A 24,624-nucleotide genomic window follows, 5' to 3' on the forward strand; every position below is an offset into this window, starting at 1 on the left:
AAATCTGTGGGAGTGAACAAGAATGGCGAGCATTGAAGCTGCACTAGCCGAGATTAAGCGCGGTGTTGAAGAGCTGATTCCAGAAGAAGAGCTGATCGCAAAACTTAAAGAAGGTCGTCCTCTACGTATTAAATTGGGCGCCGATCCAACAGCACCTGACATTCACCTAGGCCATACGGTTATTTTCAATAAGCTTCGCTTGTTCCAAGAACTAGGTCATGAAGTGACATTCCTTATCGGTGATTTCACTGCAATGGTTGGTGACCCAACAGGTAAGAACACAACTCGTCCACCGCTAAGCCGTGAAGACGTGCTACGTAACGCAGAAACGTACAAAGAACAGGTGTTCAAAATCCTAGACCCAGCTAAGACAAAAATTCAGTTCAACTCTGAGTGGCTATCTGAGCTTGGTGCAGAAGGCATGATCCGCCTTGCTGCAAACCAAACTGTTGCTCGTATGCTAGAGCGTGATGATTTTAAAAAGCGTTACGCTGGTGGTCAGCCAATTGCTATCCATGAGTTCATGTACCCACTACTTCAAGGTTGGGACTCAGTAGCAATGGAAACTGACGTTGAACTGGGTGGCACTGACCAGAAGTTCAACCTACTGATGGGTCGCGAGTTGCAAAAATCTCACGGTCAAAAACCACAAGTTGTTCTTATGATGCCACTTCTAGTCGGTCTAGATGGTGAGAAGAAGATGTCTAAATCTTCTGGTAACTACATTGGTATCAGCGAAGCACCAAGCGAAATGTTTGGTAAGATCATGTCAATCTCTGATGATCTAATGTGGAGCTACTACGAGCTGTTGTCTTTCCGTCCTCTAGAAGAAATTGCACAATTTAAAGCGGATGTAGAAGCAGGCAAGAACCCTCGTGATATCAAAGTACTGCTAGCAAAAGAAATCATTGCACGCTTCCACAGTGAAGCAGATGCAGATGCGGCAGAGCAAGAGTTCGTTAACCGTTTCGCGAAAAATCAAATTCCTGACGAAATGCCAGAGTTTGATTTTGAGACTGGCACGCCAGTAGCAAATCTATTGAAAGAAGCGGGTCTATGTGCTTCAACTTCTGAAGCTATGCGCATGGTTAAGCAAGGCGCAGCTAAGATCGAAGGCGAGAAAGTTGCTGATGCGAAGTTTGTTCCTGAAGCAGGCACTTACGTATTCCAAGTAGGTAAACGTAAATTCGCACGTATTACTATTAAGTAATCAATAACTGTTCAAAATGAAAGCGCCTTATAGGCGCTTTTTTTGTATTAAAATTTGGTGAATACACGCGAGATTGACTGTAAAAATGGTCGAACTTTGTTACTATACGCGCGCTGCTACGTGAGCAGCTTTATCGGAGATTTACATGAACAATACCGACCATCCTCCCAGTTGTTGGGTGAGTAAGATTAAGGGAGCGAAATAACCCGCTTCGGTATTGGCGATCTCCGCCTTACCTTAGTGGTGAGGCATCTTTTCTTCTAGTTTTCCTTTTATTATTTCCTTTCATAAATTCTGAATAGACAGTGCTTTGGCATTGATGTTTTCGCGCGTCCTGCATTTGTATTTATACGAGTCGGGTGTGCAGAAAGCTTTTTGCGTGCGTTGTCGATGGTCGTTACCAATGCCAATCGGGAGATTCGCCATGACGGTAATGAACAACACTTTTATTGAAACAACACCAAACTTCTCAGAAGTGGAGATTGGTGCCGCTCGTAATGCCTTTTTGCAATACGAACAAGAGCAACAATTGCACCTACTAACGATCATGCCTATTGATGAGGCGGTTGGTATTTTGCAGCACTGCTCGGTTGGCTATGTGAATAGCCTTATCGCTCAACTTGAACAAGCTGGATATGATAAACGTGCTCGTCACTATGCTCACCAATTAGGTTTGCATATGTCGGAAGTCGATACACCAGATGGCTACTTATCGACTAGTGTGTTGGAACATGTGAAGCAGCGTATTGGTTGGATCATTGCTCTTGCCCTTTTAGGGATAGTGTCGGGTTTGATCATTGCTCAGTATGAGAACACTTTAAGTCAACTTGTATTGCTTGCCGTGTATATGCCCGTAATCGCTGCTGCTGGTGGTAATACCGGAACTCAGGCTGCGACCTTAGTCATTCGCGCACTCGCCACTGGAGAGTTAAAGAAACGCCAATGGTTAGAAGTTTTGTGGAAAGAAAGTCGCGTAGCGCTGTTTATTGCCTTGGCGATTGCGATCGTGATGATTGGTCGAATCATGCTATTTAGTGGTGGGCAATCAACAGGGGGCTTTGCACTGGAAGATATCGCATTAGCCATTGCGGTTGCGTTATTTATTCAGGTGACTATCTCAACCACACTTGGAGGATTACTTCCTATCATAGCGCGTGCATGTAAACTGGACCCCGCCGTATTGGTGAGCCCAGTATTAGCATCGATCGTCGATATCTCAGGTATGTGGATCTACTTTACCGTGGTGAACTACTTCTTAGGCATTGCCTGACTAAAACTCACAATGTCTTGGTAAAACAATTTCTCAAAACGAGTAATAGGGGCGACGACAGGCTTGTTATCGTCCCTTTTTTCTGGGAAATAGTCCGACACAAACTGAACAAATAGCGTGTTTGGTTTGCCGTTTTTATCAAGCCCATACCCCGCCATATTGTACGTGCCGTACAAGGACCCGCTTTTTGCAATCAACTGTCCTTTAATAGGAGCTTTACGCATACTCTGGCGGTACTGCAATGTTCCTGATTCACCGGACTTTGGCATAATTGCTATCAAGTTGAGTTCTTGTTCGTGTTGCCAAATGTAGCGCAAGATAGCAGCCATCGACTTCGCTGAAATGCGGTTATTGCGTGATAAACCTGACCCATCTTCTAATCGGGCATTGCGAATGTCGATCCCCGTATTGGAGAAAATGATTTGTTTGATTGCTTCAGTGCCGTTAGTAAAACTGCCAGGTTGCACAAAGAACTTAGCGCCAAGTGTTTTAGTAAGAGTATCGGCAATTAAGTTATCTGAGCGTTTTAACATCTCATCAAGCAACTGTGGTAATGGTTTTGATTTGTGTACTGCCAACAACTTGCGTGACTTTTCAGGTGCTTTGCCGACTCGAATTTTTCCTTTTAATGAAATGCCGACTTGCTTGAGCAATTTCTCTACTTTTTGGCTTGTGTAGCCTTCAGGATCTTGCACTGCAAATTTGAGGGGGAGTGGTTTATCGCCACGGTCTACTAAGCAGCCGGTTAGTTGATATTGGTTGTTTGGGTTAGCGATGAGCTCTAAATCACAATGACGGCTCTTCTGGACGCTTTTTGACACGGTTTGAGCGCTGGTGGCGACATTAATTGGTTGATGCTCAGGAACATAAACACGAGTTGTTCCGTTTTTTTGTGTGTATATCGATGCTTGAACGCAATTTTCATTCAGTGTCACAGCAGATGCTGGTGCGCTATAGCAAACGCCTAGAATATCCCATGGCCATCCAACGGCACGGTTGTAGCCAGTAAAAGCGCTGTTATCTAACCAAAGATCCCCATTGATTCGGTTTAGACCGTTTTTCTTCGCTCGTGTCAGCATGGTTTTAAGATCTTGCGTTACAAGCGTAGGATCGCCGGAAAAAGTAAAGACGGCATCAGAGTTGGAGCTTTCTAACGTTGTACGAAAAGTGAAGCCATTGCCCAGCTCAAGCTTTGCAGCCAAGGCTGTGACAACTTTTAATGTACTTGCTGGGGGGAAATACTGCTCAGTAGGATGAATGCCTTTTAGCTCACTTTGCCCATTAAGTTTTTCAGCAACCAAACTGATACGTGCTCCGTCTGGCAGCACCTCTTGGTGGGGATAAGCAAAAGAGAGAAGTGGAGTAAGGCTAGAGAGTAGTAACAATGACCAACGTAAGCGCATAGTAATAGTTCGTGAGGTTAGTTATGCAATTGAGTATATACCGAAAAATCGCAGAATTCTGGATATAAAAAATGCCCGCATAAGCGAGCATTTTATCTTCAAGTCGTAAGACTGAATTAGAAGTCGTAACGTAGACCCAGAGCTAGCTCGTCTTCAGAATCGATCTTCGTTGCTTTGTAGTTAGCAGAAGTCGTTGAGCCCATAGCATCGCCAGCATCAATTAGGTTGAAGTTGTACGATACGTAACCACGGAAGTTAGGCTTGAAGTAGTAAGACGCGTCAACTGCGAAGTTGTTTGCAGAAGTTTCGTTGTTAGTTTCTGCGTTGTTGTACGTCGTTGTGAACACTGTTTGACCTAGAGTGTAAGCACCTGCTAGTTCGTAACCAGTGTAATCTACAGTTTTCTTGAATGTTGCTTCTTTTTCACCGTCAGTGAATAGACCTGCAAAGTATAGGTCGTTCATTGTGTAAGAAGCAGCAAGCATGTATTCGTTAGCGTCAGATTGGTCTGCGTAACCAGCACCTAGGTCAAGACCAGTGTCGCCTAGAGTGTAGATAGCAGATAGAGAGTAGCCATCTTCGCCGTTATCAGTGTACTCAGTACCAGCTGCGTTTTCTACGCGGTCAGCGAAACGGTAGCTAGCTTTAACTGCTAGGTTTTCGAATTGACCTTTGTAAGACAGCATGTTGTCTGAACGGTCAGCTGCAGCTAGTTTGTCAGCAGCAGAGTTACCAGCGTACGCCATGATATCTGTGAAGTCAGTGATAACGCCTAACGCACCGTCGTTTTTACCGTAAGTAACTTCACCGAATGCACCGCCTAGACCAGCGTATGCGTAACGAGTGTCAAGGTTGCTTTTGCCGTCTACGCCGCCTTCTTCAGCAGTAGTAAATTCACCTTCCCAGAAACCAACACCGTATAGGTTGTCGTTGATTGCTTGTGTGCCAAGGAAGTTTAGACGGATACGAGAGTTGTCCGCTACGTCGCCATCTTTCATAGATAGACGTGCTTCAGCACGACCGCCCATTTCTAGAGAAGTGCCGTCTTGGTTGTAAAGTTCAGCTGCGTTAACGCCAGTTGCCATAGCTGCTGCAGATACAGAAAGAGCAATTAGAGTCTTTTTCATCTTATTTGTCCTAGTTAGCTGTCCATAATCATTGTTTTATGGGGGAGAGGTTATCTCTCACAAGCTATTGTTGTTCGTATAGTTTCATTCGCGGCAAATGCCCACACTCGAAAAAGCCATAACGAAATAACTTGCCGGACATGTTTTACTGCTAAAGTTTCCTTATGAGTTAGTAAAATGATATAAATCCAACTAATGAACACTGTTCAATTGGTTGTTATTTCATCTTAAAGTGTTGTTTTTAAATGATTATATCTTGCCTAACATTGGTCTGACATTGATTTGTTTTTATCTTTTTTGATGTTTTTAGTGTAATGAACAGTGTTGTTTTTCAATAAATTGCGATGATGCGTAAATCTAAAAACGATTGATGGCGTGGTATTAACCACACAACTGAGTCGCGAAATCGAATTAAGGTGATTTCACACCCTAGTTTGTTTAAACTAACCAAAACAGAATCTTTGAACGTACTACCCAGTCCCTATGATTGGGTGGGATTTTTTTGTCCAAAGACACCTTTGGCCTTGAGGTTATATAATGGAAAAAGTTCCAATGACACTACGTGGCGAACAGTTGCTACGTACAGAACTCGATCGTCTACTAAAGCTTCGCCCGCAAATTTCAGAAGCAATCGCAGAAGCGCGTGAACTAGGCGACTTGAAGGAAAACGCAGAATACCACGCCGCTCGTGAAGAGCAGGGGATCTGTGAAGCACAAATTCGTGACATTGAATACAAGCTATCTGTTGCTCAAGTCATTGACGTAACAACGATGGACAACACTGGTAAGGTGATTTTTGGTTCAACCGTTACTCTGATTGACTGTGATACAGAAGAAGAGAAAACCTACCAAATCGTGGGTGATGACGAAGCAGATATTAAAGCGGGTCGTATTTCGATTAGCTCGCCAATTGCTCGTGGCTTGATCGGTAAAATGGAAGGTGACGAAGTTGTTATTCAAACTCCTGGCGGAGCGAAAGACTTCGAAATCGACAGCGTTGAGTACATCTAACTTCGTGTTCTAACGGTTAGTTGAAATAAACTCTAGATGCAAAAAAGGTCGCCCATGGCGACCTTTTCTTCTTCCGCTGCGCAAGCAGATATTACTTACGTGGGATTTCGATTTTACGCTCTTCAGACTGGCGGTATAGCACAAGTACCTTACCGATTGTCTGAACTTTTTCAGCGCCCGTCTCACGTACGATAGCGTCGATGATCAGCTGTTTTGTCTCACGGTCTTCTGATGCAACTTTAATTTTGATCAGTTCGTGGTGGTCAAGAGCGATTTCAATTTCTGCTAGCACGGCTTCTGTAAGTCCATTTGCGCCCATTAGCACAACAGGTTTTAAACTGTGAGCCAGGCCTTTTAGGTGCTGCTTTTGTTTGGTGCTTAGGTTCATTACGCGGCCAATTTTCTTTAAAATAAGGGTTGAAAAAAGCTATTTTAACGCCATCTATTGCTGAAGACTATAATTTATTGAGTAATAGGTTGAGCCTATTAAAACAATAGCTCCTAATTACGCCTTGTTGGGATTAAGATGAGTAAACAAAAACATTCGGCTAGTTCTGGTCGTTGGTTGAAAGAACACTTTGACGATAAATATGCGAACGAAGCTCGTAAAAAAGGCTATCGTTCTCGTGCTTACTTCAAAATTGAAGAGATCCAAACAAAAGATAAATTGTTGAAATCTGGGATGACAGTCGTCGATTTAGGCGCAGCTCCAGGTGGATGGTCTCAATATGCTGCTAAGATAATAGGTGAAGAAGGTCAAATCATCGCATGTGACTTATTACCTATGGATCCAATCGCTGGTGTAAGTTTTTTGCAAGGCGACTTTCGTGACGAGGCGGTTTTAGACGCTCTATTGGAAAGAATCCAACCTTCGATGGTGGACGTAGTAATGTCTGATATGGCTCCAAACATCGCTGGTAACAATTCCGTAGATCAGCCACGAGCTATGTATTTAGTTGAATTGGCTTTAGATATGTGTCGACAAGTTCTAGCACCTAATGGTAGCTTTGTCGTAAAGGTTTTCCAGGGTGAAGGCTTCGATCAATTTGTGAAAGAAGTCCGAGACATGTTTAAAGTCGTAAAAATCAGAAAACCAGACTCATCGCGAGCTCGCTCACGAGAAGTCTTTGTTGTAGCCACTGGTTACAAAGGTTAACTATTTCGCTCGTTTAGAGCATGGTTAACACTATAGCTACAGCTAATAAACTGTAGTACCCTACCTTTAATTACAATTAGTTATCGAGAGGCTGACACCTTGAGTGACATGGCAAAAAATTTAATTCTGTGGCTTGTTATCGCTGTCGTGTTGATGTCGGTATTCCAGAGCTTTGGCCCTGGAGAGAGCAATGGCAGAACCGTGGATTACACCACGTTTGTACAGGAAGTTGGCCAAGGCCAGATTCAAGAAGCAACTTTTAAAGACGGTGAAATTAGTTTTGTTCGTCGTGGCGGCGGTGCCAAAATGGTCACTTACATGCCTGTGTACGATCAAAAGCTTCTAGATGACCTAATTAACCAAAACGTGAAAGTGCAAGGTACACCTCCTGAAGAGCAAAGCCTACTTGGCACAATCTTCATTTCTTGGTTCCCTATGATCTTACTGATTGGTGTGTGGATTTTCTTCATGCGTCAAATGCAAGGCGGCGGCGGTAAAGGCGCCATGTCTTTCGGTAAGAGTAAAGCTCGTATGATGAGCGAAGAGCAGATCAAGACGACTTTTGCAGATGTCGCAGGTTGTGATGAAGCAAAAGAAGACGTTAAAGAACTGGTTGACTACCTACGCGATCCAAGCCGATTCCAAAAATTGGGCGGTAAGATCCCGACAGGTGTACTTATGGTTGGTCCTCCAGGTACTGGTAAAACGCTTCTAGCGAAAGCCATTGCTGGTGAAGCAAAAGTGCCTTTCTTTACTATCTCTGGTTCTGACTTCGTAGAAATGTTTGTTGGTGTTGGTGCGTCTCGTGTGCGTGACATGTTCGAACAAGCGAAGAAAGCGGCACCTTGTATCATCTTTATCGATGAGATTGATGCAGTAGGTCGTCAGCGTGGTGCTGGTGTAGGTGGTGGTCACGATGAACGTGAACAAACCCTAAACCAAATGCTCGTTGAAATGGATGGTTTCGAAGGTAACGAAGGTATCATTGTTATCGCAGCGACTAACCGTCCAGACGTGTTGGACCCAGCACTACTGCGTCCTGGTCGTTTTGACCGTCAAGTTGTTGTTGGTCTTCCAGACGTACGTGGTCGTGAACAGATTCTTAAAGTACACATGCGCAAAGTACCTCTAGCAGGTGACGTAGAGCCTTCTCTAATCGCACGTGGTACACCTGGTTTCTCTGGTGCTGACTTAGCAAACCTAGTAAACGAAGCAGCCCTATTTGCTGCGCGTGGCAACAAGCGCAACGTTTCTATGGTTGAATTTGAACTAGCGAAAGACAAAATCATGATGGGTGCAGAGCGCCGTTCAATGGTGATGTCTGAAGAAGTAAAAGAGTCAACTGCTTACCACGAAGCAGGTCACGCGATTGTTGGTCGCCTAGTACCAGAACATGACCCTGTGTACAAAGTCTCTATCATTCCACGTGGTCGTGCGCTTGGTGTGACTATGTACCTACCAGAGCAAGACCGTGTGAGCATGTCTCGCCAACACCTAGAATCTATGGTTTCTAGTTTGTACGGTGGTCGTCTTGCTGAAGAGCTAATCTACGGTGCTGATAAAGTATCGACGGGTGCATCGAACGATATCGAGCGTGCAACTGATATTGCTCGTAAGATGGTGACGCAATGGGGCTTCTCTGAAAAACTTGGCCCGCTTCTATATGCGGAAGAAGAAGGTGAGGTGTTCCTAGGACGTAGCGTGACACAGACTAAACATATGTCTGATGACACAGCGAAGCTAATCGATGATGAAGTTCGTAAGATCATCGACCGCAACTACGACCGTGCGAAGCAAATTCTGGAAGACAACATGGACATCATGCATGCGATGAAAGATGCGCTAATGAAGTATGAAACCATTGATGCTGGCCAGATTGATGACCTGATGGAGCGTAAGACTGAGATTCGTGAACCTGCTGGTTGGGGTGATAAGCCTGCAAACAAACCAGAAGATAACGATAAGCCTCAGGCTAAACCTGAAGTGAAAGCGGAAGAGAAACCAGTTGAACCGACTAAACCGGTAGAACAACCAACGTCTCAAGAAGCGACTTCAAGTGAAGCTCCAGAAAAGAAAGACTCTGAATAAAGAGTAGCGTTAATAAAAAACCCCGAGTTAGGCTCGGGGTTTTTGTTTCTGTTGTGATTATTAAAGCTATGATTATTAAAGCAAACAACAAATCTCTCGACCTTTCCCACTCGCATGTTATGGCGATCCTCAATGTCACTCCAGACTCGTTTTCTGATGGTGGTAAATTCAACTCGTTAGAGCGTGCACTTGCTCAAGTCGAAAAAATGATTGCTGCTGGCGTTAGCATTATTGATGTTGGCGGGGAGTCTACGCGTCCAGGGGCTCCAGATGTTGCATTAGAAGATGAGTTGCAGCGTGTGGTCCCTGTAATCAAAGCGATTCGCGCAAAACATGATGTGTGGATTTCTATTGATACCAGTAAAGCGGAAGTCATGCGTCAAGCTATTGAAGCTGGGGCAGACTTGATTAACGATGTGCGTGCTCTCCAAGAGCCGGGGGCGTTAGAAGTTGCCGCGAAAGCAAACCTTCCTATTTGCTTGATGCATATGAAAGGTCAACCGCGCACTATGCAGACTAATCCTCAATACGATGATCTGATGGATGATGTCTCTGCATTTCTTCAAGAACGCATTGCTGCCTGTGAGTCCGTGGGCATCGATAAGTCTCAACTTATTCTTGATCCAGGTTTTGGCTTTGGCAAAACCATTGAACACAATTATCATATGCTGGCACACCTCGATAAGTTTCATGAATTCGGTCTGCCAATTTTGGCCGGTATGTCACGTAAATCAATGATCTTTAAATTGTTGGAAAAACCAGCAGCAGAATGCGCAAATGCTAGCGTTGTCTGCGCGACAATTGCTGCGATGAAAGGTGCGCAGATCATTCGAGTACATGACTTTGAAGAAACCATTGAGGCAATGAAAGTTGTTGAGATGACGAACAATAATATCTAAAAAAATTAAGGAAATTTTATGTCTGATAAAAGACGTTATTTTGGTACTGACGGTGTACGCGGGAAAGTAGGACAATACCCAATTACTCCGGACTTTGTACTAAAGCTTGGCTGGGCGGCTGGTCGTGTACTAGCAAAACAAGGCACTAAGAAAGTTATCATCGGTAAAGATACCCGTATTTCAGGTTACATGCTTGAGTCTGCACTTGAAGCTGGTCTTGCTGCTGCAGGTCTAAAGGCTACCTTTACTGGTCCGATGCCAACGCCAGCAGTTGCATACCTAACACAAACTTTCCGAGCGGAAGCTGGTATCGTTATTTCAGCGTCACATAACCCATACTACGATAACGGTATTAAGTTCTTCTCATCTGAGGGGACTAAACTTCCTGATGACATCGAACTGGCTATTGAAGCTGAGCTAGATAAAGATATCGAATGTGTAGAGTCTGCTGAACTTGGTAAAGCAACTCGCCTTAATGACGCCGCTGGTCGTTATATTGAATTTTGTAAGAGCACCTTCCCGTCAGAACTTAGCCTAGCAAACCTTAAGATCGTTGTTGACTGTGCACATGGTGCGACTTACCACATCGCTCCTAACGTATTCAAAGAGTTAGGTGCAGAAGTGATTGCTATGGGTGTTGAGCCAAACGGCACTAACATCAATGCAGAAGTCGGTGCGACAGACGTTCGTGCCCTACAAAAGCGTGTTGTGGAAGAGCAAGCTCACCTTGGTCTTGCATTCGATGGTGATGGCGACCGCATCATGATGGTTGACCATTTGGGCAACAAGATTGACGGCGACCAAATTGCCTACATTATCGCTCGTGATGCTCTGCGTCGTGGCGAACTAAAAGGCGGTGTTGTTGGTACGCTAATGACCAACCTAGGTATGGAAAATGGTCTAAAACAACTGGGTATCCCATTTGTTCGTGCCGCAGTTGGTGACCGTTACGTGATGGAGCAACTACTTGCTAAAGGCTGGAAGATTGGCGCTGAAAACTCAGGTCACGTTATCTTACTAGACAAAGTCACTACGGGTGATGCAATTGTTGCTGCACTGCAAGTTCTTGCTTCTGTAGTTGGCAGTGATATGACACTACACGACTTGTCACAAGGCATGACGCTTTATCCTCAGGTACTAGAAAACGTGCGTTTTGCAGGTCAAAGTAACCCACTTGAAGCGCAGGTTGTACTAGACTCAGTAGCGGAAGTGGAAGCTGAGCTTGGTGACAAAGGTCGCGTATTACTACGTAAATCTGGTACAGAGCCTCTAATCCGAGTCATGGTAGAAGGTGAAGATGCTGAACTTGTACAAAGCTCTGCGCTTAAGATTGCAGAAGCTGTAAAAGCAAGTTGTTAATCATTGCTTTAACCTGTTTTGCGAGAGAAAAGGGCATCTTTTGCCCTTTTTTTGAGCGCTTAATGCGTTAGTGGTGACTTTTTACTAATTTTCCCTTGTCAGCGTTACTGGCTTTCGCTAGTATTGCTCCGCCTCCCGTTAGGAGGTCGCTAGCCTTGTTCATAAATAAACACGATTGTTTTTGAACGGCGCTGGCTCAACAATTTGGAACATAGGTGGAAAAAAATGTTTTCAGTTCTACTTGTGATTTACCTGTTGGCGGCGCTTGGTGTGATTGGCCTTGTGTTGATTCAACAAGGTAAAGGCGCAGATATGGGAGCCTCGTTCGGTGCAGGTGCTTCAAACACAGTGTTTGGTGCAAGCGGCTCAGGTAATTTCTTAACCCGAACAACTGCTATTTTAGCAACCGTATTTTTTATCGTTAGCTTGCTACTTGGTCGTATGTCTACGCACAAGACTGAGTCACAATGGGTAGACCCAACACTAGGTCAACCAGTTGTAGAACAAGTTAAAGATGCAGCAAGTGAAGTTCCAGCACCAGCAGGTGATGAGATTCCACAATAAGCTGTAAAGGTTTATGTAGCCGAGATGGTGAAATTGGTAGACACGCTAGCATGAGGTGCTAGTGCCTTAGGTGTGAGGGTTCGAGTCCCTCTCTCGGCACCATGAATTTACAAACTTGTAAATCACTTGTGTGAGCGTATAATGCTCATCAAGTCGGACGCGGGGTGGAGCAGCTTGGTAGCTCGTCGGGCTCATAACCCGAAGGTCGTCGGTTCAAATCCGGCCCCCGCAACCAATCTCTTCTTTCAGTTGGAAAGGATGATTCGATTGGCAAGTTTGCACAGTGCTAACCACACTGTGAGTTAAGAAAAGCATTTCTTGGCTATTCTTAACGTATCAGGGTCCAGCAGCATAAAACCCCGACTTTCGGGGTTTTTTGTTATCTGAGTTTTTGTAAATGAACTCAGATACTGCTTGGTTTTTTGATTGGGCTCTGAGCCCTTTTTTTGTTTCTGGAGTGGTTCAAATGACTGGTTTAGAAAGACAACTTACTGAAATGCTTGAAGCTCCAGTAGAGGCATCAGGCTACGAGTTGGTTGGATTAGAATTTATTCGTGCGGGTGCGCACTCAACGTTACGCATCTACATCGACCATGAAAATGGTATCAACGTAGATGCTTGTGCAGAAGTAAGCCATCAGGTTAGCGCAGTACTAGACGTTGAAGATCCAATTTCTGTTGCTTACAGCCTAGAAGTTTCTTCTCCAGGCTTAGAAAGACCACTTTTCAAAGCAGCACATTACGAGCAATTTATTGGTCACGAGGTCAGCATCGTATTGAAAATGGCTGTTGCAAACCGTCGTAAGTGGAAAGGTATTATCCACAGCGTAGATGGTGAGACAATCGCAGTTACTTGTGAAGGGCAACAAGAAGAGTTTGCTCTAAGTAACATTTCAAAAGCTAACCTGATCCCTAAATTTTAGTTCCCTAAAAAATTTGAAGCTTAGAGGCTAAATACAATGAGTAAAGAAATTTTAGCGGTAGCAGAAGCGGTATCGAACGAAAAAGCGGTACCTCGTGAGCGTATCTTTGAAGCTCTTGAGATTGCTCTAGCGACTTCTACAAAGAAAAAATACGAAATCGAAATCGATGTACGTGTAGCTATCGACCGTAAAACAGGTGAGTTTGAAACATTCCGCCGTTGGTTGGTTGTAGAAGACGTTGAAAACCCAACAAAAGAAATCTCTCTAGAAGCTGCACAATACGAAGATGCAGACATTCAACTAGGTGATTTCGTAGAAGACGATATCCCGTCAGTTACATTCGACCGTATTACGACTCAAACTGCTAAGCAAGTTATCGTACAAAAAGTACGTGAAGCAGAGCGTGCACAAATCGTAGAACAGTTCATCGACAACGAAGGTGATCTGATCACTGGTGTTGTTAAAAAAGTGAACCGCGATACAGTTGTACTTGATCTAGGTAACAACGCTGAAGCGGTAATCCTACGTGATGACCAACTTCCTCGTGAAAACTTCCGTCCAGGTGACCGTGTTCGTGGTCTTCTGTACAAAGTTGCTCCTGAAGCACGTGGTTTCCAACTGTTCATCACTCGCTCTAAGCCAGAAATGTTGGCTGAGCTATTCCGCGTAGAAGTGCCAGAAATCGCTGAAGAAATCATCGAACTGAAAGGCGCTGCACGTGATCCAGGTTCTCGCGCTAAGATCGCTGTTAAAACAAACGACAAACGTATCGACCCTGTAGGTGCGTGTGTTGGTATGCGTGGTGCTCGTGTTCAAGCAGTATCTGGCGAACTTGGTGGTGAGCGTATTGATATCGTTCTTTGGGACGATAACCCAGCTCAATTCGTTATCAACGCAATGGCTCCTGCTGACGTTGCTTCTATCATCGTTGATGAAGATGCTCACTCAATGGACATCGCTGTTGAAGCGGACAACCTAGCGCAAGCTATCGGTCGTAACGGTCAGAACGTACGTCTAGCGTCTCAACTAACTGGTTGGGAACTGAACGTAATGACTGTGGCAGATCTTCAGAAGAAACACGCTGAAGAGTCTCAAGCGTCTATCGAAAACTTCATGAAGTACCTAGACATTGAAGAAGACTTCGCTCAATTGCTTGTTGAAGAAGGTTTCTCAACACTAGAAGAAGTTGCGTACGTTCCTGTTAACGAACTACTAGAAGTTGATGGTCTGAACGAAGAGCTTGTAGAAGAGCTTCGTAGCCGTGCGAAAGACGCACTAACGACAATCGCTCTAGCACAAGAAGAGTCATTCGAAGGTCTAGAGCCTGCTGAAGATCTGCTAGGTCTTGAAGGTCTAGAGCGCGAAATGGCGTTTAAACTGGCAGCTAAAGGCGTGGCAACACTAGAAGACCTAGCTGACCAAGGTATCGACGATTTAGAAGGTATTGAAGGCCTGACAGAAGAGCGTGCAGGCGAGCTTATCATGGCTGCACGTAACATCTGTTGGTTCGGCGAAGAAGCATAATATCAGCAAGGAGGAAGCGGCATGACACAATTAACAGTTAAAGCTCTGAGTGAAGAGATTGGTACTCCAGTCGACCGCTTAATGGAACAACTTGCTGACGCTGGCATGAACAAAGCGAGTTCTGACCATGTATCGGATGAGGAGAAGCAGAAGCTTCTCTCTCACCTGAAGAAAGAGCACGGCGATAAGTCGGGCGAATCTGAACCTACTAGACTGACGCTTCAACGTAAGACTCGTAGCACGCTAAGTGTTGCAGCAGGTGGCGGCAAAAGTAAGGATGTTCAAGTAGAAGTGCGTAAGAAGCGCACATATGTGAAGCGCAGCACTATCGAAGACGACGCAAAACGTGAGGCTGAGGAAGCAGCAAAACGTGAAGCTGAAGAGCTTGCGAAGCGTGAGGCTGAAGAACAAGCCAAACGTGAAGCTGCAGAGAAAGCACAGCGCGAAGCCGATGAGAAAGCGAAACGTGAAGCGGATGCAAAACGTGAAGCTGAAGAAAAGGCAAAACGCGCACAAGCTGATAAGGCTAAGAAAGAAATGAATGCAAAAAATGCGGATGCTAATGCGCAAGCTAAGAAAGAAGCTGATGAGCTAAAAGCACGTCAGGAACAAGAAGCTCAACGTAAAGCAGAGCAAGAAGCTGCAAAACTCGTTGAAGAAGCTCGTAAGCTTGCAGAAGAGAACGAAGCTCGTTGGTCTGAAGAAGAGACTAAGAAGAAAGAGCTAGAGAACTCTGACTACCACGTAACTACTTCTCGTTACGCACGTGAAGCTGAAGATGCAGCTGACCGTCAACAAGAAGGCGGTGCACGTCGTAAGAAGAAGAAACCAGCTGGCAAAGAAGAACAATCACGTGGTGGTCGTAACCAACGTGGTGGCAAGGGTCGTAACAAAGGCAAACTTGCTAAACCAACTTCTATGCAACACGGTTTCGACAAGTCTGCGACTGTAGCGAAACAAGATGTAGTAATTGGTGAGACAATCGTTCTTTCTGAACTTGCTAACAAGATGTCGGTTAAAGCGACAGAAGTTATCAAAGTAATGATGAAGATGGGCGCTATGGCGACTATCAACCAAGTGATCGACCAAGAAACAGCACAACTTGTTGCTGAAGAAATGGGTCACAAGGTAGTTCTTCGTAAAGAGAACGAACTGGAAGAAGCAGTACTATCTGATCGTGATACAAACGCAGAAGCAGTACCTCGTGCTCCAGTTGTAACAATCATGGGTCACGTTGACCACGGTAAAACGTCAACACTTGACTACATCCGTCGTACTCACGTTGCTTCAGGCGAAGCGGGCGGTATCACGCAGCACATCGGTGCTTACCACGTTGAAACTGATAACGGCATGATCACGTTCCTTGATACTCCTGGACACGCGGCGTTTACCGCTATGCGTGCTCGTGGTGCTCAAGCGACAGATATCGTTGTTCTTGTAGTAGCAGCAGACGATGGTGTAATGCCACAAACAGTTGAAGCGATCCAGCACGCGAAAGCGGCAGGCGTTCCTTTGATTGTTGCTGTGAACAAGATCGATAAAGAAGACGCGAACCCAGACAACGTTAAGAATGAGCTAGCTCAATACGACGTAATCCCTGAGGAATGGGGTGGTGAGAACATGTTCGTTCACATCTCTGCTAAACAGGGTACAAATATCGACGGTCTTCTAGAAGCAATCCTTCTTCAGTCTGAAGTTCTAGAGCTTACAGCTGTAGCAGAAGGCATGGCGTCTGGTGTTGTTGTTGAATCTCGTCTAGATAAAGGTCGTGGTCCAGTAGCAACAGTACTTGTTCAATCAGGTACGCTAAACAAAGGCGACATCGTTCTTTGTGGTCAAGAATACGGCCGTGTTCGTGCAATGCGTGACGAACTAGGTAAAGAAATCACAGAAGCTGGTCCATCTATCCCTGTAGAGATCCTAGGTCTTTCAGGCGTACCATCTTCAGGTGACGAAGCAACAGTAGTACGTGACGAGCGTAAAGCACGTGAAGTAGCGAACTACCGTGCTGGTAAGTTCCGTGAAGTGAAACTTGCTCGTCAGCAGAAATCTAAACTAGAGAACATGTTCTCTAACATGACTGCTGGTGAAGTTGCTGAGCTAAACGTAGTTCTTAAAGCAGACGTACAAGGTTCTGTGGAAGCGATTGCTGACTCACTACTGAAACTGTCTACTGACGAAGTGAAAGTAAACATCGTTGGTTCTGGTGTTGGTGGTATTACAGAAACTGATGCAGTTCTTGCAGAAGCTTCTAACGCAATCATCCTTGGCTTTAACGTACGTGCTGACGCATCTGCTCGTCGTGCGATTGAAGCAGCAAGCGTTGATCTACGTTACTACTCAATCATTTACCAATTGATTGACGAAGTTAAACAAGCAATGGGCGGTATGCTTGCTCCAGAATTCAAGCAAGAAATCATTGGTCTTGCTGAAGTACGTGACGTATTTAAGTCACCGAAACTGGGCGCAATCGCTGGTTGTATGGTTACTGAAGGTCTAATTAAGCGTAACAACCCAATCCGCGTTCTACGCGACAACGTTGTTATCTACGAAGGTGAGCTAGAATCACTTCGTCGCTTTAAAGATGACGTTCAAGAAGTTAAGAATGGCTACGAGTGTGGTATCGGCGTTAAGAACTACAACGACGTTCGCGTGGGCGACCAGATCGAAGTATTCGAAATCGTTGAAGTAAAACGTACTCTAGACTAATTGACTAAAATTACTAACCGTCTGAAAGACAAATAGTAATTGGTTGTTGAATACACCATGGGGGGCTGGCTTGACCATCCCCCCATTCTTTCTATCTAAGAGAATGAATATGTCAAAAGAATTTAGCCGCACGCAGCGCGTATCACAGCAGCTGCAAAAAGAACTAGCGATGATCCTTCAACGCGAAGTTCGTGACTCTCGCCTAGGCATGGTTACGATTTCAGATGTAGAAGTATCACGAGATCTTGCTTACGCAAAAGTATTCGTTACTTTCCTATGCGTGGGTGAGCAGACGCCAGAATCATGCCTAGCAGCGCTACGTGAGCACGAAGTGCACATCCGAATGATGCTAGGTAAGCGTATTCGCCTACGTCTAACGCCTGAAATCCGTTTCTACTACGATAACACGCTAGTAGAAGGTATGCGCATGTCGAACCTAGTTTCTGAAGTTGTGAGCGAAGATAAACGCAAACAACAAGATTCTGGTCGCGAAGAAGATCAGGCAGGGGAAGAGTAATGGCTCGTCGTCGTAAAGGTCGTCCAATTAATGGCGTTATCTTGTTGGATAAACCAACAGGTATTTCTTCAAATGATGCACTGCAAAAAGTAAAGCGTATCTACTTTGCTGAGAAAGCGGGTCATACGGGTGCATTGGACCCATTAGCGACGGGCATGTTGCCAATCTGCTTAGGCGAAGCAACCAAGTTTTCTCAGTTCTTGTTGGATTCAGACAAGCGCTACCGTGTAATCGCAAAACTGGGTGAGCGCACTGATACGTCTGACTCTGATGGCGAAGTGGTAGAGACACGTCCTATTGATGTGAATCTGGAGAAGCTAGAAGCGTGCATTGATACGTTCCGTGGTGAATCAGACCAAGTACCTTCAATGTTCTCAGCATTGAAATACCAAGGCAAGCCGTTGTACGAGTACGCTCGCAAAGGCATTGAAGTACCACGTGAATCTCGCAAGATCACGGTATATGAAATCGTACTTCACCGTTTTGAAGGTGATGAAGTTGAGATGGAAGTGCACTGCTCAAAAGGTACTTACATCCGTACAATTGTTGATGACCTAGGTGAGATGCTTGGTTGTGGCGCACACGTGACTATGCTTCGTCGTACTGGTGTTGCTAAATACCCGTACGAAAAAATGGTGACGCTAGAGCAACTTAATGAGCTGCTTGAGCAAGCGCATCGTGATGAAGTGGCACCAAAAGAGTTGCTTGATCCACTGCTACTGCCAATGGACACTGCCGTTGAAGATTTACCCGAGGTAAACCTAAACGCAGAGCTGACTAACCTAGTACAACACGGTATGCCCGTGCAGGTGTTTGGTGCGCCAGAGGGTACGCCAATTCGTATGACTTCTGGTGAAGAGAAGCTGTTTATCGGTGTAGCAGAAGTTAACGACGATGGAAAAGTAGCACCAAAACGTTTAGTGGTTTTCCGCGACGAAGAGTAACTTCGCAAAGCTTAAAAAATACCGGCATCATTGCCGGTATTTTTATATTGCGCGAGTGAGGAAACTTCCTTATAATTCGCGCTCCTCGTGTCGGCTGAATCAGAGATTGGCTGGCACAAATATTAACCTACTCTTATTAGGAGAGAATTATGTCTCTGAATGCAGAAACTAAAGCAGCAATCGTTGCAGAATACGCACAAGGCGAAGGCGACACTGGTTCACCAGAAGTTCAAGTAGCTCTACTTACAGCTTCTATCAACCACCTACAAGGTCACTTCAAAGCACACAAAGGCGATCACCACAGCCGTCGTGGTCTTCTACGTATGGTTTCTCGTCGTCGTAAGCTTCTAGATTACCTAAAAGGTAAAGATCTAGCTCGCTACCAAGACCTAATCAAGCGTCTAGGCCTACGTCGCTAATAAGCGACTGCATAGCAGTTTGTCTAAAAGGGGCTTTATGCCCCTTTTTTGTTGCCTGTTACTTATTTTGACTGCTATAGCTTAGCCAAATCAGACTTATGCCGTTATACTACACGCGGCTTAATCTCGTTTAGAGATTTTCACTAAGCTCATTGCATTACAGTCAACCTCGTCGACCAAAAGGTCGCGACTATTAAAAGTGAACTGAATACTAAGTTAGTTTGTTTTTACTAGTCGCGATTCGTAATGCCTTGGGTATCAATCAATACTCTCTAAGCAAATCAATCGATGCGCTTGGAAACAAGGAATAACAATGTTCGAAAAACCAGTTGTTAAAACGTTCCAGTACGGTAACCACACAGTTACTCTAGAAACTGGCGTTATCGCACGTCAAGCTACGGCTGCAGTAATGGTTACTATGGACGATACAGCAGTATTCGTTTCTGTAGTTGGTAAAAAAGAAGCGGTTGAAGGTCAAGACTTCTTCCCTCTAACAGTTAACTACCAAGAGCGTACTTACGCAGCAGGTAAAATCCCTGGTGGTTTCTTCAAGCGTGAAGGTCGTCCTTCTGAAGGCGAAACGCTAACGGCTCGTCTAATCGACCGTCCAATCCGTCCTCTATTCCCAGATGCATTCAAAAACGAAGTTCAAGTTATCGCGACAGTAGTATCTGTGAACCCAGACGTTCAACCAGACATTCCAACGATGATTGGTACGTCTGCTGCGCTAGCTATCTCTGGTATCCCGTTCAACGGTCCTATCGGTGCTGCACGTGTTGGTCACATCGACGGTCAGCTAGTACTTAACCCAAGCAACACTGAGCTAGAAGCATCTAAGCTAGACCTAGTTGTTGCGGGTACTGAATCTGCAGTACTAATGGTTGAATCAGAAGCTGACAACCTAACTGAAGAAGAAATGCTATCTGCTGTTGTATTCGGTCACGATCAACAACAAGCGGTAATCAAAGCAATCAACGAATTCAAAGCTGAAGTCGCTACTCCTGCTTGGGATTGGGTTGCACCAGAAGAAAACACAGCGCTTGTAACTAAGATTGCTGAACTTGCTGAAGCTAAACTGGTTGAAGCTTACCAAATCACTGAGAAAATGGCTCGTTACGACCGCATCCACGAGATTGCTGGTGAAGTTAACGAAGTTCTTCTTGCTGAAGATCCAGAAGCAAACACAAAAGAAATCCACACTATCTTCCACGATCTAGAGAAGACAGTTGTACGTCGTAGCATCATCGCTGGTAACCCACGTATTGATGGTCGTGAAAAAGACATGGTTCGTGCGCTAGACGTACGTACTGGTGTTCTTCCACGTACACACGGTTCTTCACTATTTACTCGTGGTGAAACTCAGGCGCTAGTAACTGCGACTCTAGGCACGCAGCGTGATGCTCAAATCATCGACGAACTAACGGGTGAGCGTAAAGATCACTTCCTACTACACTACAACTTCCCTCCGTACTGTGTAGGCGAAACTGGTTTTGTAGGTTCTCCTAAGCGTCGTGAAATCGGTCACGGTAAACTGGCTAAACGCGGTATCGCAGCAGTAATGCCTTCTGTTGATGAGTTCCCATACACAGTACGTGTTGTATCGGAAATCACTGAATCTAACGGTTCATCATCAATGGCTTCTGTATGTGGTACTTCTCTTGCTCTTATGGATGCAGGTGTGCCAATCAAGTCTTCTGTTGCGGGTATCGCAATGGGTCTTGTTAAAGAAGGCGACGACTTCGTTGTTCTTTCAGACATCCTTGGTGACGAAGACCACCTAGGTGACATGGACTTTAAAGTAGCGGGTACTAACACTGGTATCACTGCACTTCAAATGGACATCAAGATCGAAGGTATCACTAAAGAGATCATGCAAATTGCGCTTAACCAAGCTCAAGGCGCACGTAAGCACATCCTATCTGTAATGGATGAAGCTATCTCTGGTGCTCGTGAAGACATCTCTGAATTCGCTCCTCGCATTCACACAATGAAGATCAGCGCAGAGAAGATCAAAGACGTTATCGGTAAAGGTGGTGCAGTTATCCGTGCTCTAACTGAAGAGACTGGTACTACTATCGAAATCGAAGACGACGGTACGATCAAGATTGCTGCAACTGAAGGTGCAGCAGCGAAAGAAGCTATCCGCCGCATCGAAGAGATCACTGCTGAAGTTGAAGTAGGCCGTATCTACACTGGTAAAGTTGCACGTCTAGCTGACTTTGGTGCATTCGTAACGGTTCTTCCTGGTAAAGATGGTCTAGTACACATCTCTCAAATCGCTGAAAAACGCGTTGAGAAAGTGTCTGACTACCTAACTGAAGGTCAAGAAGTTCAAGTTAAAGTTCTTGAAATCGACCGTCAAGGTCGCGTACGTCTAAGCATGAAAGAAGCAGTAGAGAAGCCAGCAGAAGAAGCGTCTGACGCATCTGAAGCTAAAGGCGAGTAATCTAAGATTCGACTTTTGGTCTTTTATTAGCTTAAGAGCCTGAAAGCATGCTATAAAAGGGGAGCATTTTCGCTCCCCTTTTTTTTGGCCTGTTTCGTCAAGTTTAGCCTCAAGCGAAGTTAAATATCCTATAGTGCATAAAGAGAAACAGACCCAGAGCGGTCCAAACAGGAGTACCAATTAGTGAAATGGTTTCAAACCGCAAGTTTATGTGTCGCTATCGCGCTGACCGGTTGTGCTAACACCTCTCAACAATCGGCACAAAAGTGGATCTATCCTCCGATGGCGGTACCGCTACAACCAAGCGTGCAACAAGAAGTCCAGATTGCTCGTCTTTCTCAGTTATTACAACGTCCAGATTTGAGTGACGAAGTTCGCGCTAAGATGCATTACGAGCGCGGTAACTACTACGACAGCGTTGGTTTGCGTGATCTTGCCCGTTTGGATTTTAATCAGTCTTTGCAACTTAACCCTGCTCAACCAGATATCTTTAACCTACTAGGGGTGTATTTCACTCAAGTTGGTGAGTTTGATGCGGCTTACGAAGCATTTGATTCGACATTAGAGCTTGCACCAGAGAATTCATACGCAGAGCGTAACCGCGCGATTGCGCTTTACTATGGTGGTCGTATCGATCTGGCTTTAGAAGACATGACCAAGCATTACCAAGAAATGCCGAGCGACCCATTCCGCGCGTTATGGTTGTACATCATCGAAGCAGAACAAAATCCAGAGCAAGCGAAAGCGAACCTAGAAAAGCGTTACCAACGCGATCGCAGTGAAGAGTGGGGCTGGGTTCTAGTTGCCATCATGTTGCGTGATGTATCTGATGACGCAGCGTTAAAAGCCATCATGGATGGTACGCGTGAAAACTACCGTCTTGCTGAGCGTCTAACAGAAACTTACTTCTACCTTGGTAAGCGTTACCAACTAGAAGGTGATATTGCTGATGCGATTTCATTGTACAAGCTAGCAATCTCTTTCAACGTTTATGAATACGTAGAGCACCGTTACTCCTTCTTGGAACTGGCGCAAATCTACGATCAGTTGCAGCAAGAACAACTTGCTAAGCTCAAAGCTGAGCAACAGAAGCAAGAAGAAAAATAGCCATTAGCCGCTCAACTAGAGCGGCTTTTTTGTGCTTGAAGAATTTGGTGAGCTTCTCTAAAATAGTTAGCCTTGCTAACTAAATAGGCGGAACGTAATGGCATTAGAAAAAAGCCTGATCGATTTAGAACGCTTTTGTGCAAAGGCGTGGCGAGTGTATGCCAAAGAAGATCCGCTTTCGCATCTGAGCTTTAATGAGTTTGATTACTTGCGAGTGATCCAGCTTCATCCAGAAGGTATACGCATTACTGACTTGGCGGAAGAGCTTCAAGTTACCAAGCCTTCGGCTTCAAACATGGTGGTTCGTTTGGAGAGAAAGGGCTTGGTGAAGCGTATTGCTTGTAATGAAGATGCTCGTTCTAAGCGCGTGCTGCTAACAGAAGAAGTGATCGAAGAAATGTCATTGGAACAGGTGGTATATAAAGACATTTCACAGCAGCTTATGTGTAAGTTGGATGCGAAAGAAGCACAGCAATTGAAAGTGCTATTAGATAAAGCGCTCGGAAACTAAACCTATTTTTTATTCTTTTATCTATTTAGTTAGCCTTGCTAACTATTGGTGGTAGTCATGCAAAACTCTATTTATAAACAGTTTTGGAAATACACAATTCCGACCGTCGCAGCCATGCTGGTCAACGGTTTATACCAAGTCGTTGATGGTATCTTTATTGGTCGTTATGTAGGTGCTGATGGATTAGCGGGGATCAACGTTGCGTGGCCGATCATTGGCTCGATACTCGGTATCGGTATGATGGTGGGCGTGGGTACGGGCGCTCTAGCCTCTATCAAGCAGGGGGAAAAAGACCGTGAGGGCGCGAAACGCATCCTTTCTACTGGTTTATTGCTTTTAGTTGCTTTGATGCCAGTTGTTGCAACAACATTGTTCTTCTTCGCCGATGATTTTATTCGCTGGCAAGGCGCGGAAGGTCGTGTTTATGAGCTTGGTTTGCAGTATCTGCACATCTTAAGCGTCGCGTGTGTGTTCTCGCTTGGGTCAATTGCGGTGCCGTTCTTGCTGCGCAATGACGATAGCCCGAACTTAGCCACCATTTTGATGGTGATTGGTGCTGTCATCAATATCGTGCTCGATTATATCTTTATCGCTTGGCTTGGCTGGGAGCTTAAAGGAGCGGCAATCGCAACTGCGTTAGCGCAGATGGTGGTGACGATTCTTGGTGTTGGTTACTTCTTTACTGCAAGAGCGAAGATGCGCCTGTCGACTGGCGATCTGAAAATGCAGTTTGATGTCATCCCTAAGATTGTCATGATCGGCACATCGAGCTTCTTTATGTATGCCTATGGCTCAATGATGGTGGCACTGCACAATGCGCTATTTGCCCAATACGGCAGTGCATTGCTTATTGGCGCTTACGCTATCTTGGGCTACATAGTGACGGTTTACTATTTGATTGCGGAAGGCATTGCCAATGGTATGCAACCTCTAGTGAGCTACAACCATGGTGCGCGTAATCAAGACAATATTCGTAAGCTGTTGAAGGTTGCAATGGGGACTTCGGTGCTAGGTGGGGTTGCGTTTGTTATTCTGATGAACATTTTCCCATACGAGTTTGTGTCCGTGTTTAACAACGCCGACCAACATCTTATTGATGCGACGGTAGTGGGGATTCGTCTCCATATGTTTGCGCTGTTCTTAGATGGCTTCTTGGTGGTTGCCGCAGCGTACTACCAATCGGTGAACAAAGGCAGCAAAGCGATGTTCGTGACCATTGGTAATATGGTGATTCAATTGCCGTTCTTATTCATTATGCCAAAGCTATTCGGTGTTACTGGTATCTGGATTGCGTTCCCATTGTCTAACATAGCTTTGAGCTTAGTGGTGATGACAATGCTGTGGCGCGATATAAAGAAGCTAATGAACGAGAGCTCTGTAGAGCCAAGTATTCAAGCGTCTTAACGACGAATAAAAATAAAAAAGCGAGGTTATAACC

General features: G+C 45.0%; 21 protein-coding genes and 2 tRNA genes. 20 read left to right on the top strand and 3 right to left on the bottom strand.

Annotated features, from left to right (window positions below):
• Nucleotides 1-22 precede the first annotated feature (22 nt).
• Both tyrS and VHA02S_RS00375 read left to right on the top strand, forming a co-directional pair.
• Nucleotides 23-1,210 (top strand): tyrosine--tRNA ligase, encoded by a 1,188-nt coding sequence (tyrS, locus tag VHA02S_RS00370; protein ID WP_005449169.1) that lies wholly within the window; start codon nucleotides 23-25, stop codon nucleotides 1,208-1,210.
• Between the two features lie 424 nt (nucleotides 1,211-1,634).
• Nucleotides 1,635-2,480 carry a magnesium transporter gene (locus tag VHA02S_RS00375; protein WP_038897998.1) on the top strand — a complete coding sequence of 282 codons (846 nt, stop codon included), beginning with the start codon at nucleotides 1,635-1,637 and terminating at the stop codon, nucleotides 2,478-2,480.
• On the opposite strand, the gene dacB is transcribed toward VHA02S_RS00375, so the two are convergent.
• Both dacB and VHA02S_RS00385 read right to left on the bottom strand, forming a co-directional pair.
• Nucleotides 2,459-3,883: a serine-type D-Ala-D-Ala carboxypeptidase gene (gene dacB / locus VHA02S_RS00380; protein WP_009698726.1), complete on the bottom strand. Its 1,425-nt coding sequence runs from the start codon at nucleotides 3,881-3,883 to the stop codon at nucleotides 2,459-2,461. The two genes, VHA02S_RS00375 and dacB, sit on opposite strands and share 22 nt — an antisense overlap.
• A 116-nt stretch (nucleotides 3,884-3,999) precedes the next feature.
• Entirely contained in the window at nucleotides 4,000-5,010 is a 1,011-nt protein-coding gene (locus VHA02S_RS00385) for a porin (protein ID WP_038897999.1), read from the bottom strand.
• A gap of 537 nt (nucleotides 5,011-5,547) precedes the next feature.
• Here VHA02S_RS00385 and greA point away from each other — a divergent pair.
• Nucleotides 5,548-6,021 (top strand): transcription elongation factor GreA, encoded by a 474-nt coding sequence (gene greA, locus VHA02S_RS00390; protein WP_005439449.1) that lies wholly within the window; start codon nucleotides 5,548-5,550, stop codon nucleotides 6,019-6,021.
• Nucleotides 6,022-6,112: 91 nt separating this feature from the next.
• On the opposite strand, the gene yhbY is transcribed toward greA, so the two are convergent.
• Nucleotides 6,113-6,409: a ribosome assembly RNA-binding protein YhbY gene (gene yhbY, locus VHA02S_RS00395; RefSeq protein WP_005425257.1), complete on the bottom strand. Its 297-nt coding sequence runs from the start codon at nucleotides 6,407-6,409 to the stop codon at nucleotides 6,113-6,115.
• 138 nt (nucleotides 6,410-6,547) lie between these two features.
• On the opposite strand from yhbY, the gene rlmE reads away from it, so the two are divergent.
• The 17 genes from rlmE to vmrA all read left to right on the top strand — a co-directional run bounded on the left by rlmE (nucleotide 6,548) and on the right by vmrA (nucleotide 24,590).
• Nucleotides 6,548-7,177, top strand: coding sequence for a 23S rRNA (uridine(2552)-2'-O)-methyltransferase RlmE (gene rlmE, locus VHA02S_RS00400; protein WP_005439450.1), 630 nt, complete (start codon nucleotides 6,548-6,550; stop codon nucleotides 7,175-7,177).
• 108 nt (nucleotides 7,178-7,285) lie between these two features.
• Nucleotides 7,286-9,265 carry an ATP-dependent zinc metalloprotease FtsH gene (gene ftsH, locus VHA02S_RS00405; RefSeq protein ID WP_009698724.1) on the top strand — a complete coding sequence of 660 codons (1,980 nt, stop codon included), beginning with the start codon at nucleotides 7,286-7,288 and terminating at the stop codon, nucleotides 9,263-9,265.
• A 68-nt stretch (nucleotides 9,266-9,333) separates the two neighbouring features.
• Nucleotides 9,334-10,164, top strand: coding sequence for a dihydropteroate synthase (gene folP, locus VHA02S_RS00410; RefSeq protein WP_009698723.1), 831 nt, complete (start codon nucleotides 9,334-9,336; stop codon nucleotides 10,162-10,164).
• 18 nt (nucleotides 10,165-10,182) lie between these two features.
• The gene (gene glmM, locus VHA02S_RS00415) at nucleotides 10,183-11,523 is read left to right on the top strand and encodes a phosphoglucosamine mutase (RefSeq protein WP_005449157.1); all 1,341 of its coding nucleotides are present in this window, start codon (nucleotides 10,183-10,185) and stop codon (nucleotides 11,521-11,523) included.
• Between the two features lie 225 nt (nucleotides 11,524-11,748).
• The gene (secG, locus tag VHA02S_RS00420; RefSeq protein ID WP_005449155.1) at nucleotides 11,749-12,087 is read left to right on the top strand and encodes a preprotein translocase subunit SecG; all 339 of its coding nucleotides are present in this window, start codon (nucleotides 11,749-11,751) and stop codon (nucleotides 12,085-12,087) included.
• Between the two features lie 18 nt (nucleotides 12,088-12,105).
• Nucleotides 12,106-12,189, top strand: a tRNA-Leu gene (locus VHA02S_RS00425).
• A gap of 56 nt (nucleotides 12,190-12,245) precedes the next feature.
• Nucleotides 12,246-12,322 (top strand) — tRNA-Met (locus tag VHA02S_RS00430).
• A 231-nt stretch (nucleotides 12,323-12,553) separates the two neighbouring features.
• The gene (gene rimP / locus VHA02S_RS00435; RefSeq protein WP_005449153.1) at nucleotides 12,554-13,009 is read left to right on the top strand and encodes a ribosome maturation factor RimP; all 456 of its coding nucleotides are present in this window, start codon (nucleotides 12,554-12,556) and stop codon (nucleotides 13,007-13,009) included.
• A 36-nt stretch (nucleotides 13,010-13,045) separates the two neighbouring features.
• On the top strand, nucleotides 13,046-14,533 hold the full coding sequence (nusA, locus tag VHA02S_RS00440) for a transcription termination factor NusA (RefSeq protein ID WP_005449151.1): 1,488 nt from the start codon (nucleotides 13,046-13,048) through the stop codon (nucleotides 14,531-14,533).
• Nucleotides 14,534-14,554: 21 nt separating this feature from the next.
• Nucleotides 14,555-17,242, top strand: a complete 2,688-nt coding sequence (infB, locus tag VHA02S_RS00445; protein WP_005449149.1) for a translation initiation factor IF-2 — start codon at nucleotides 14,555-14,557, stop codon at nucleotides 17,240-17,242.
• Between the two features lie 109 nt (nucleotides 17,243-17,351).
• On the top strand, nucleotides 17,352-17,759 hold the full coding sequence (rbfA, locus tag VHA02S_RS00450) for a 30S ribosome-binding factor RbfA (protein ID WP_005449148.1): 408 nt from the start codon (nucleotides 17,352-17,354) through the stop codon (nucleotides 17,757-17,759).
• Nucleotides 17,759-18,703: a tRNA pseudouridine(55) synthase TruB gene (gene truB, locus VHA02S_RS00455; RefSeq protein WP_038898000.1), complete on the top strand. Its 945-nt coding sequence runs from the start codon at nucleotides 17,759-17,761 to the stop codon at nucleotides 18,701-18,703. The genes rbfA and truB overlap by 1 nt, the downstream gene beginning before the upstream one ends.
• A gap of 149 nt (nucleotides 18,704-18,852) precedes the next feature.
• Nucleotides 18,853-19,122 carry a 30S ribosomal protein S15 gene (gene rpsO, locus VHA02S_RS00460; protein ID WP_005449146.1) on the top strand — a complete coding sequence of 90 codons (270 nt, stop codon included), beginning with the start codon at nucleotides 18,853-18,855 and terminating at the stop codon, nucleotides 19,120-19,122.
• A gap of 313 nt (nucleotides 19,123-19,435) precedes the next feature.
• On the top strand, nucleotides 19,436-21,568 hold the full coding sequence (gene pnp / locus VHA02S_RS00465) for a polyribonucleotide nucleotidyltransferase (RefSeq protein ID WP_005449145.1): 2,133 nt from the start codon (nucleotides 19,436-19,438) through the stop codon (nucleotides 21,566-21,568).
• Between the two features lie 183 nt (nucleotides 21,569-21,751).
• Entirely contained in the window at nucleotides 21,752-22,675 is a 924-nt protein-coding gene (gene nlpI, locus VHA02S_RS00470) for a lipoprotein NlpI (RefSeq protein ID WP_005449143.1), read from the top strand.
• 97 nt (nucleotides 22,676-22,772) lie between these two features.
• The gene (locus VHA02S_RS00475; protein WP_038898001.1) at nucleotides 22,773-23,186 is read left to right on the top strand and encodes a MarR family winged helix-turn-helix transcriptional regulator; all 414 of its coding nucleotides are present in this window, start codon (nucleotides 22,773-22,775) and stop codon (nucleotides 23,184-23,186) included.
• Nucleotides 23,187-23,243: 57 nt separating this feature from the next.
• Nucleotides 23,244-24,590: a sodium-coupled multidrug efflux MATE transporter VmrA gene (gene vmrA, locus VHA02S_RS00480; RefSeq protein ID WP_009698720.1), complete on the top strand. Its 1,347-nt coding sequence runs from the start codon at nucleotides 23,244-23,246 to the stop codon at nucleotides 24,588-24,590.
• The last annotated feature ends 34 nt before the right edge of the window (nucleotides 24,591-24,624 follow it).

Source organism: Vibrio harveyi NBRC 15634 = ATCC 14126 = KCTC 12724, from assembly GCF_001591145.1.
Classification (GTDB): domain Bacteria; phylum Pseudomonadota; class Gammaproteobacteria; order Enterobacterales; family Vibrionaceae; genus Vibrio; species Vibrio harveyi.

Excerpts from the sequence above, each read along its gene's own strand:
- nusA (WP_005449151.1), top strand. The coding sequence starts at position 13,046 with ATGAGTAAAGAAATTTTAGCGGTAGCAGAAGCGGTATCGAACGAAAAA.
- vmrA (WP_009698720.1), top strand. The coding sequence starts at position 23,244 with ATGCAAAACTCTATTTATAAACAGTTTTGGAAATACACAATTCCGACC.
- VHA02S_RS00475 (WP_038898001.1), top strand. The coding sequence starts at position 22,773 with ATGGCATTAGAAAAAAGCCTGATCGATTTAGAACGCTTTTGTGCAAAG.
- rbfA (WP_005449148.1), top strand. The coding sequence starts at position 17,352 with ATGTCAAAAGAATTTAGCCGCACGCAGCGCGTATCACAGCAGCTGCAA.
- VHA02S_RS00375 (WP_038897998.1), top strand. The coding sequence starts at position 1,635 with ATGACGGTAATGAACAACACTTTTATTGAAACAACACCAAACTTCTCA.
- glmM (WP_005449157.1), top strand. The coding sequence starts at position 10,183 with ATGTCTGATAAAAGACGTTATTTTGGTACTGACGGTGTACGCGGGAAA.
- tyrS (WP_005449169.1), top strand. The coding sequence starts at position 23 with ATGGCGAGCATTGAAGCTGCACTAGCCGAGATTAAGCGCGGTGTTGAA.
- truB (WP_038898000.1), top strand. The coding sequence starts at position 17,759 with ATGGCTCGTCGTCGTAAAGGTCGTCCAATTAATGGCGTTATCTTGTTG.
- VHA02S_RS00385 (WP_038897999.1), bottom strand. The coding sequence starts at position 5,010 with ATGAAAAAGACTCTAATTGCTCTTTCTGTATCTGCAGCAGCTATGGCA.
- yhbY (WP_005425257.1), bottom strand. The coding sequence starts at position 6,409 with ATGAACCTAAGCACCAAACAAAAGCAGCACCTAAAAGGCCTGGCTCAC.
- dacB (WP_009698726.1), bottom strand. The coding sequence starts at position 3,883 with ATGCGCTTACGTTGGTCATTGTTACTACTCTCTAGCCTTACTCCACTT.
- rimP (WP_005449153.1), top strand. The coding sequence starts at position 12,554 with ATGACTGGTTTAGAAAGACAACTTACTGAAATGCTTGAAGCTCCAGTA.
- pnp (WP_005449145.1), top strand. The coding sequence starts at position 19,436 with ATGTTCGAAAAACCAGTTGTTAAAACGTTCCAGTACGGTAACCACACA.
- rpsO (WP_005449146.1), top strand. The coding sequence starts at position 18,853 with ATGTCTCTGAATGCAGAAACTAAAGCAGCAATCGTTGCAGAATACGCA.
- infB (WP_005449149.1), top strand. The coding sequence starts at position 14,555 with ATGACACAATTAACAGTTAAAGCTCTGAGTGAAGAGATTGGTACTCCA.
- rlmE (WP_005439450.1), top strand. The coding sequence starts at position 6,548 with ATGAGTAAACAAAAACATTCGGCTAGTTCTGGTCGTTGGTTGAAAGAA.
- greA (WP_005439449.1), top strand. The coding sequence starts at position 5,548 with ATGGAAAAAGTTCCAATGACACTACGTGGCGAACAGTTGCTACGTACA.
- folP (WP_009698723.1), top strand. The coding sequence starts at position 9,334 with ATGATTATTAAAGCAAACAACAAATCTCTCGACCTTTCCCACTCGCAT.
- ftsH (WP_009698724.1), top strand. The coding sequence starts at position 7,286 with ATGGCAAAAAATTTAATTCTGTGGCTTGTTATCGCTGTCGTGTTGATG.
- secG (WP_005449155.1), top strand. The coding sequence starts at position 11,749 with ATGTTTTCAGTTCTACTTGTGATTTACCTGTTGGCGGCGCTTGGTGTG.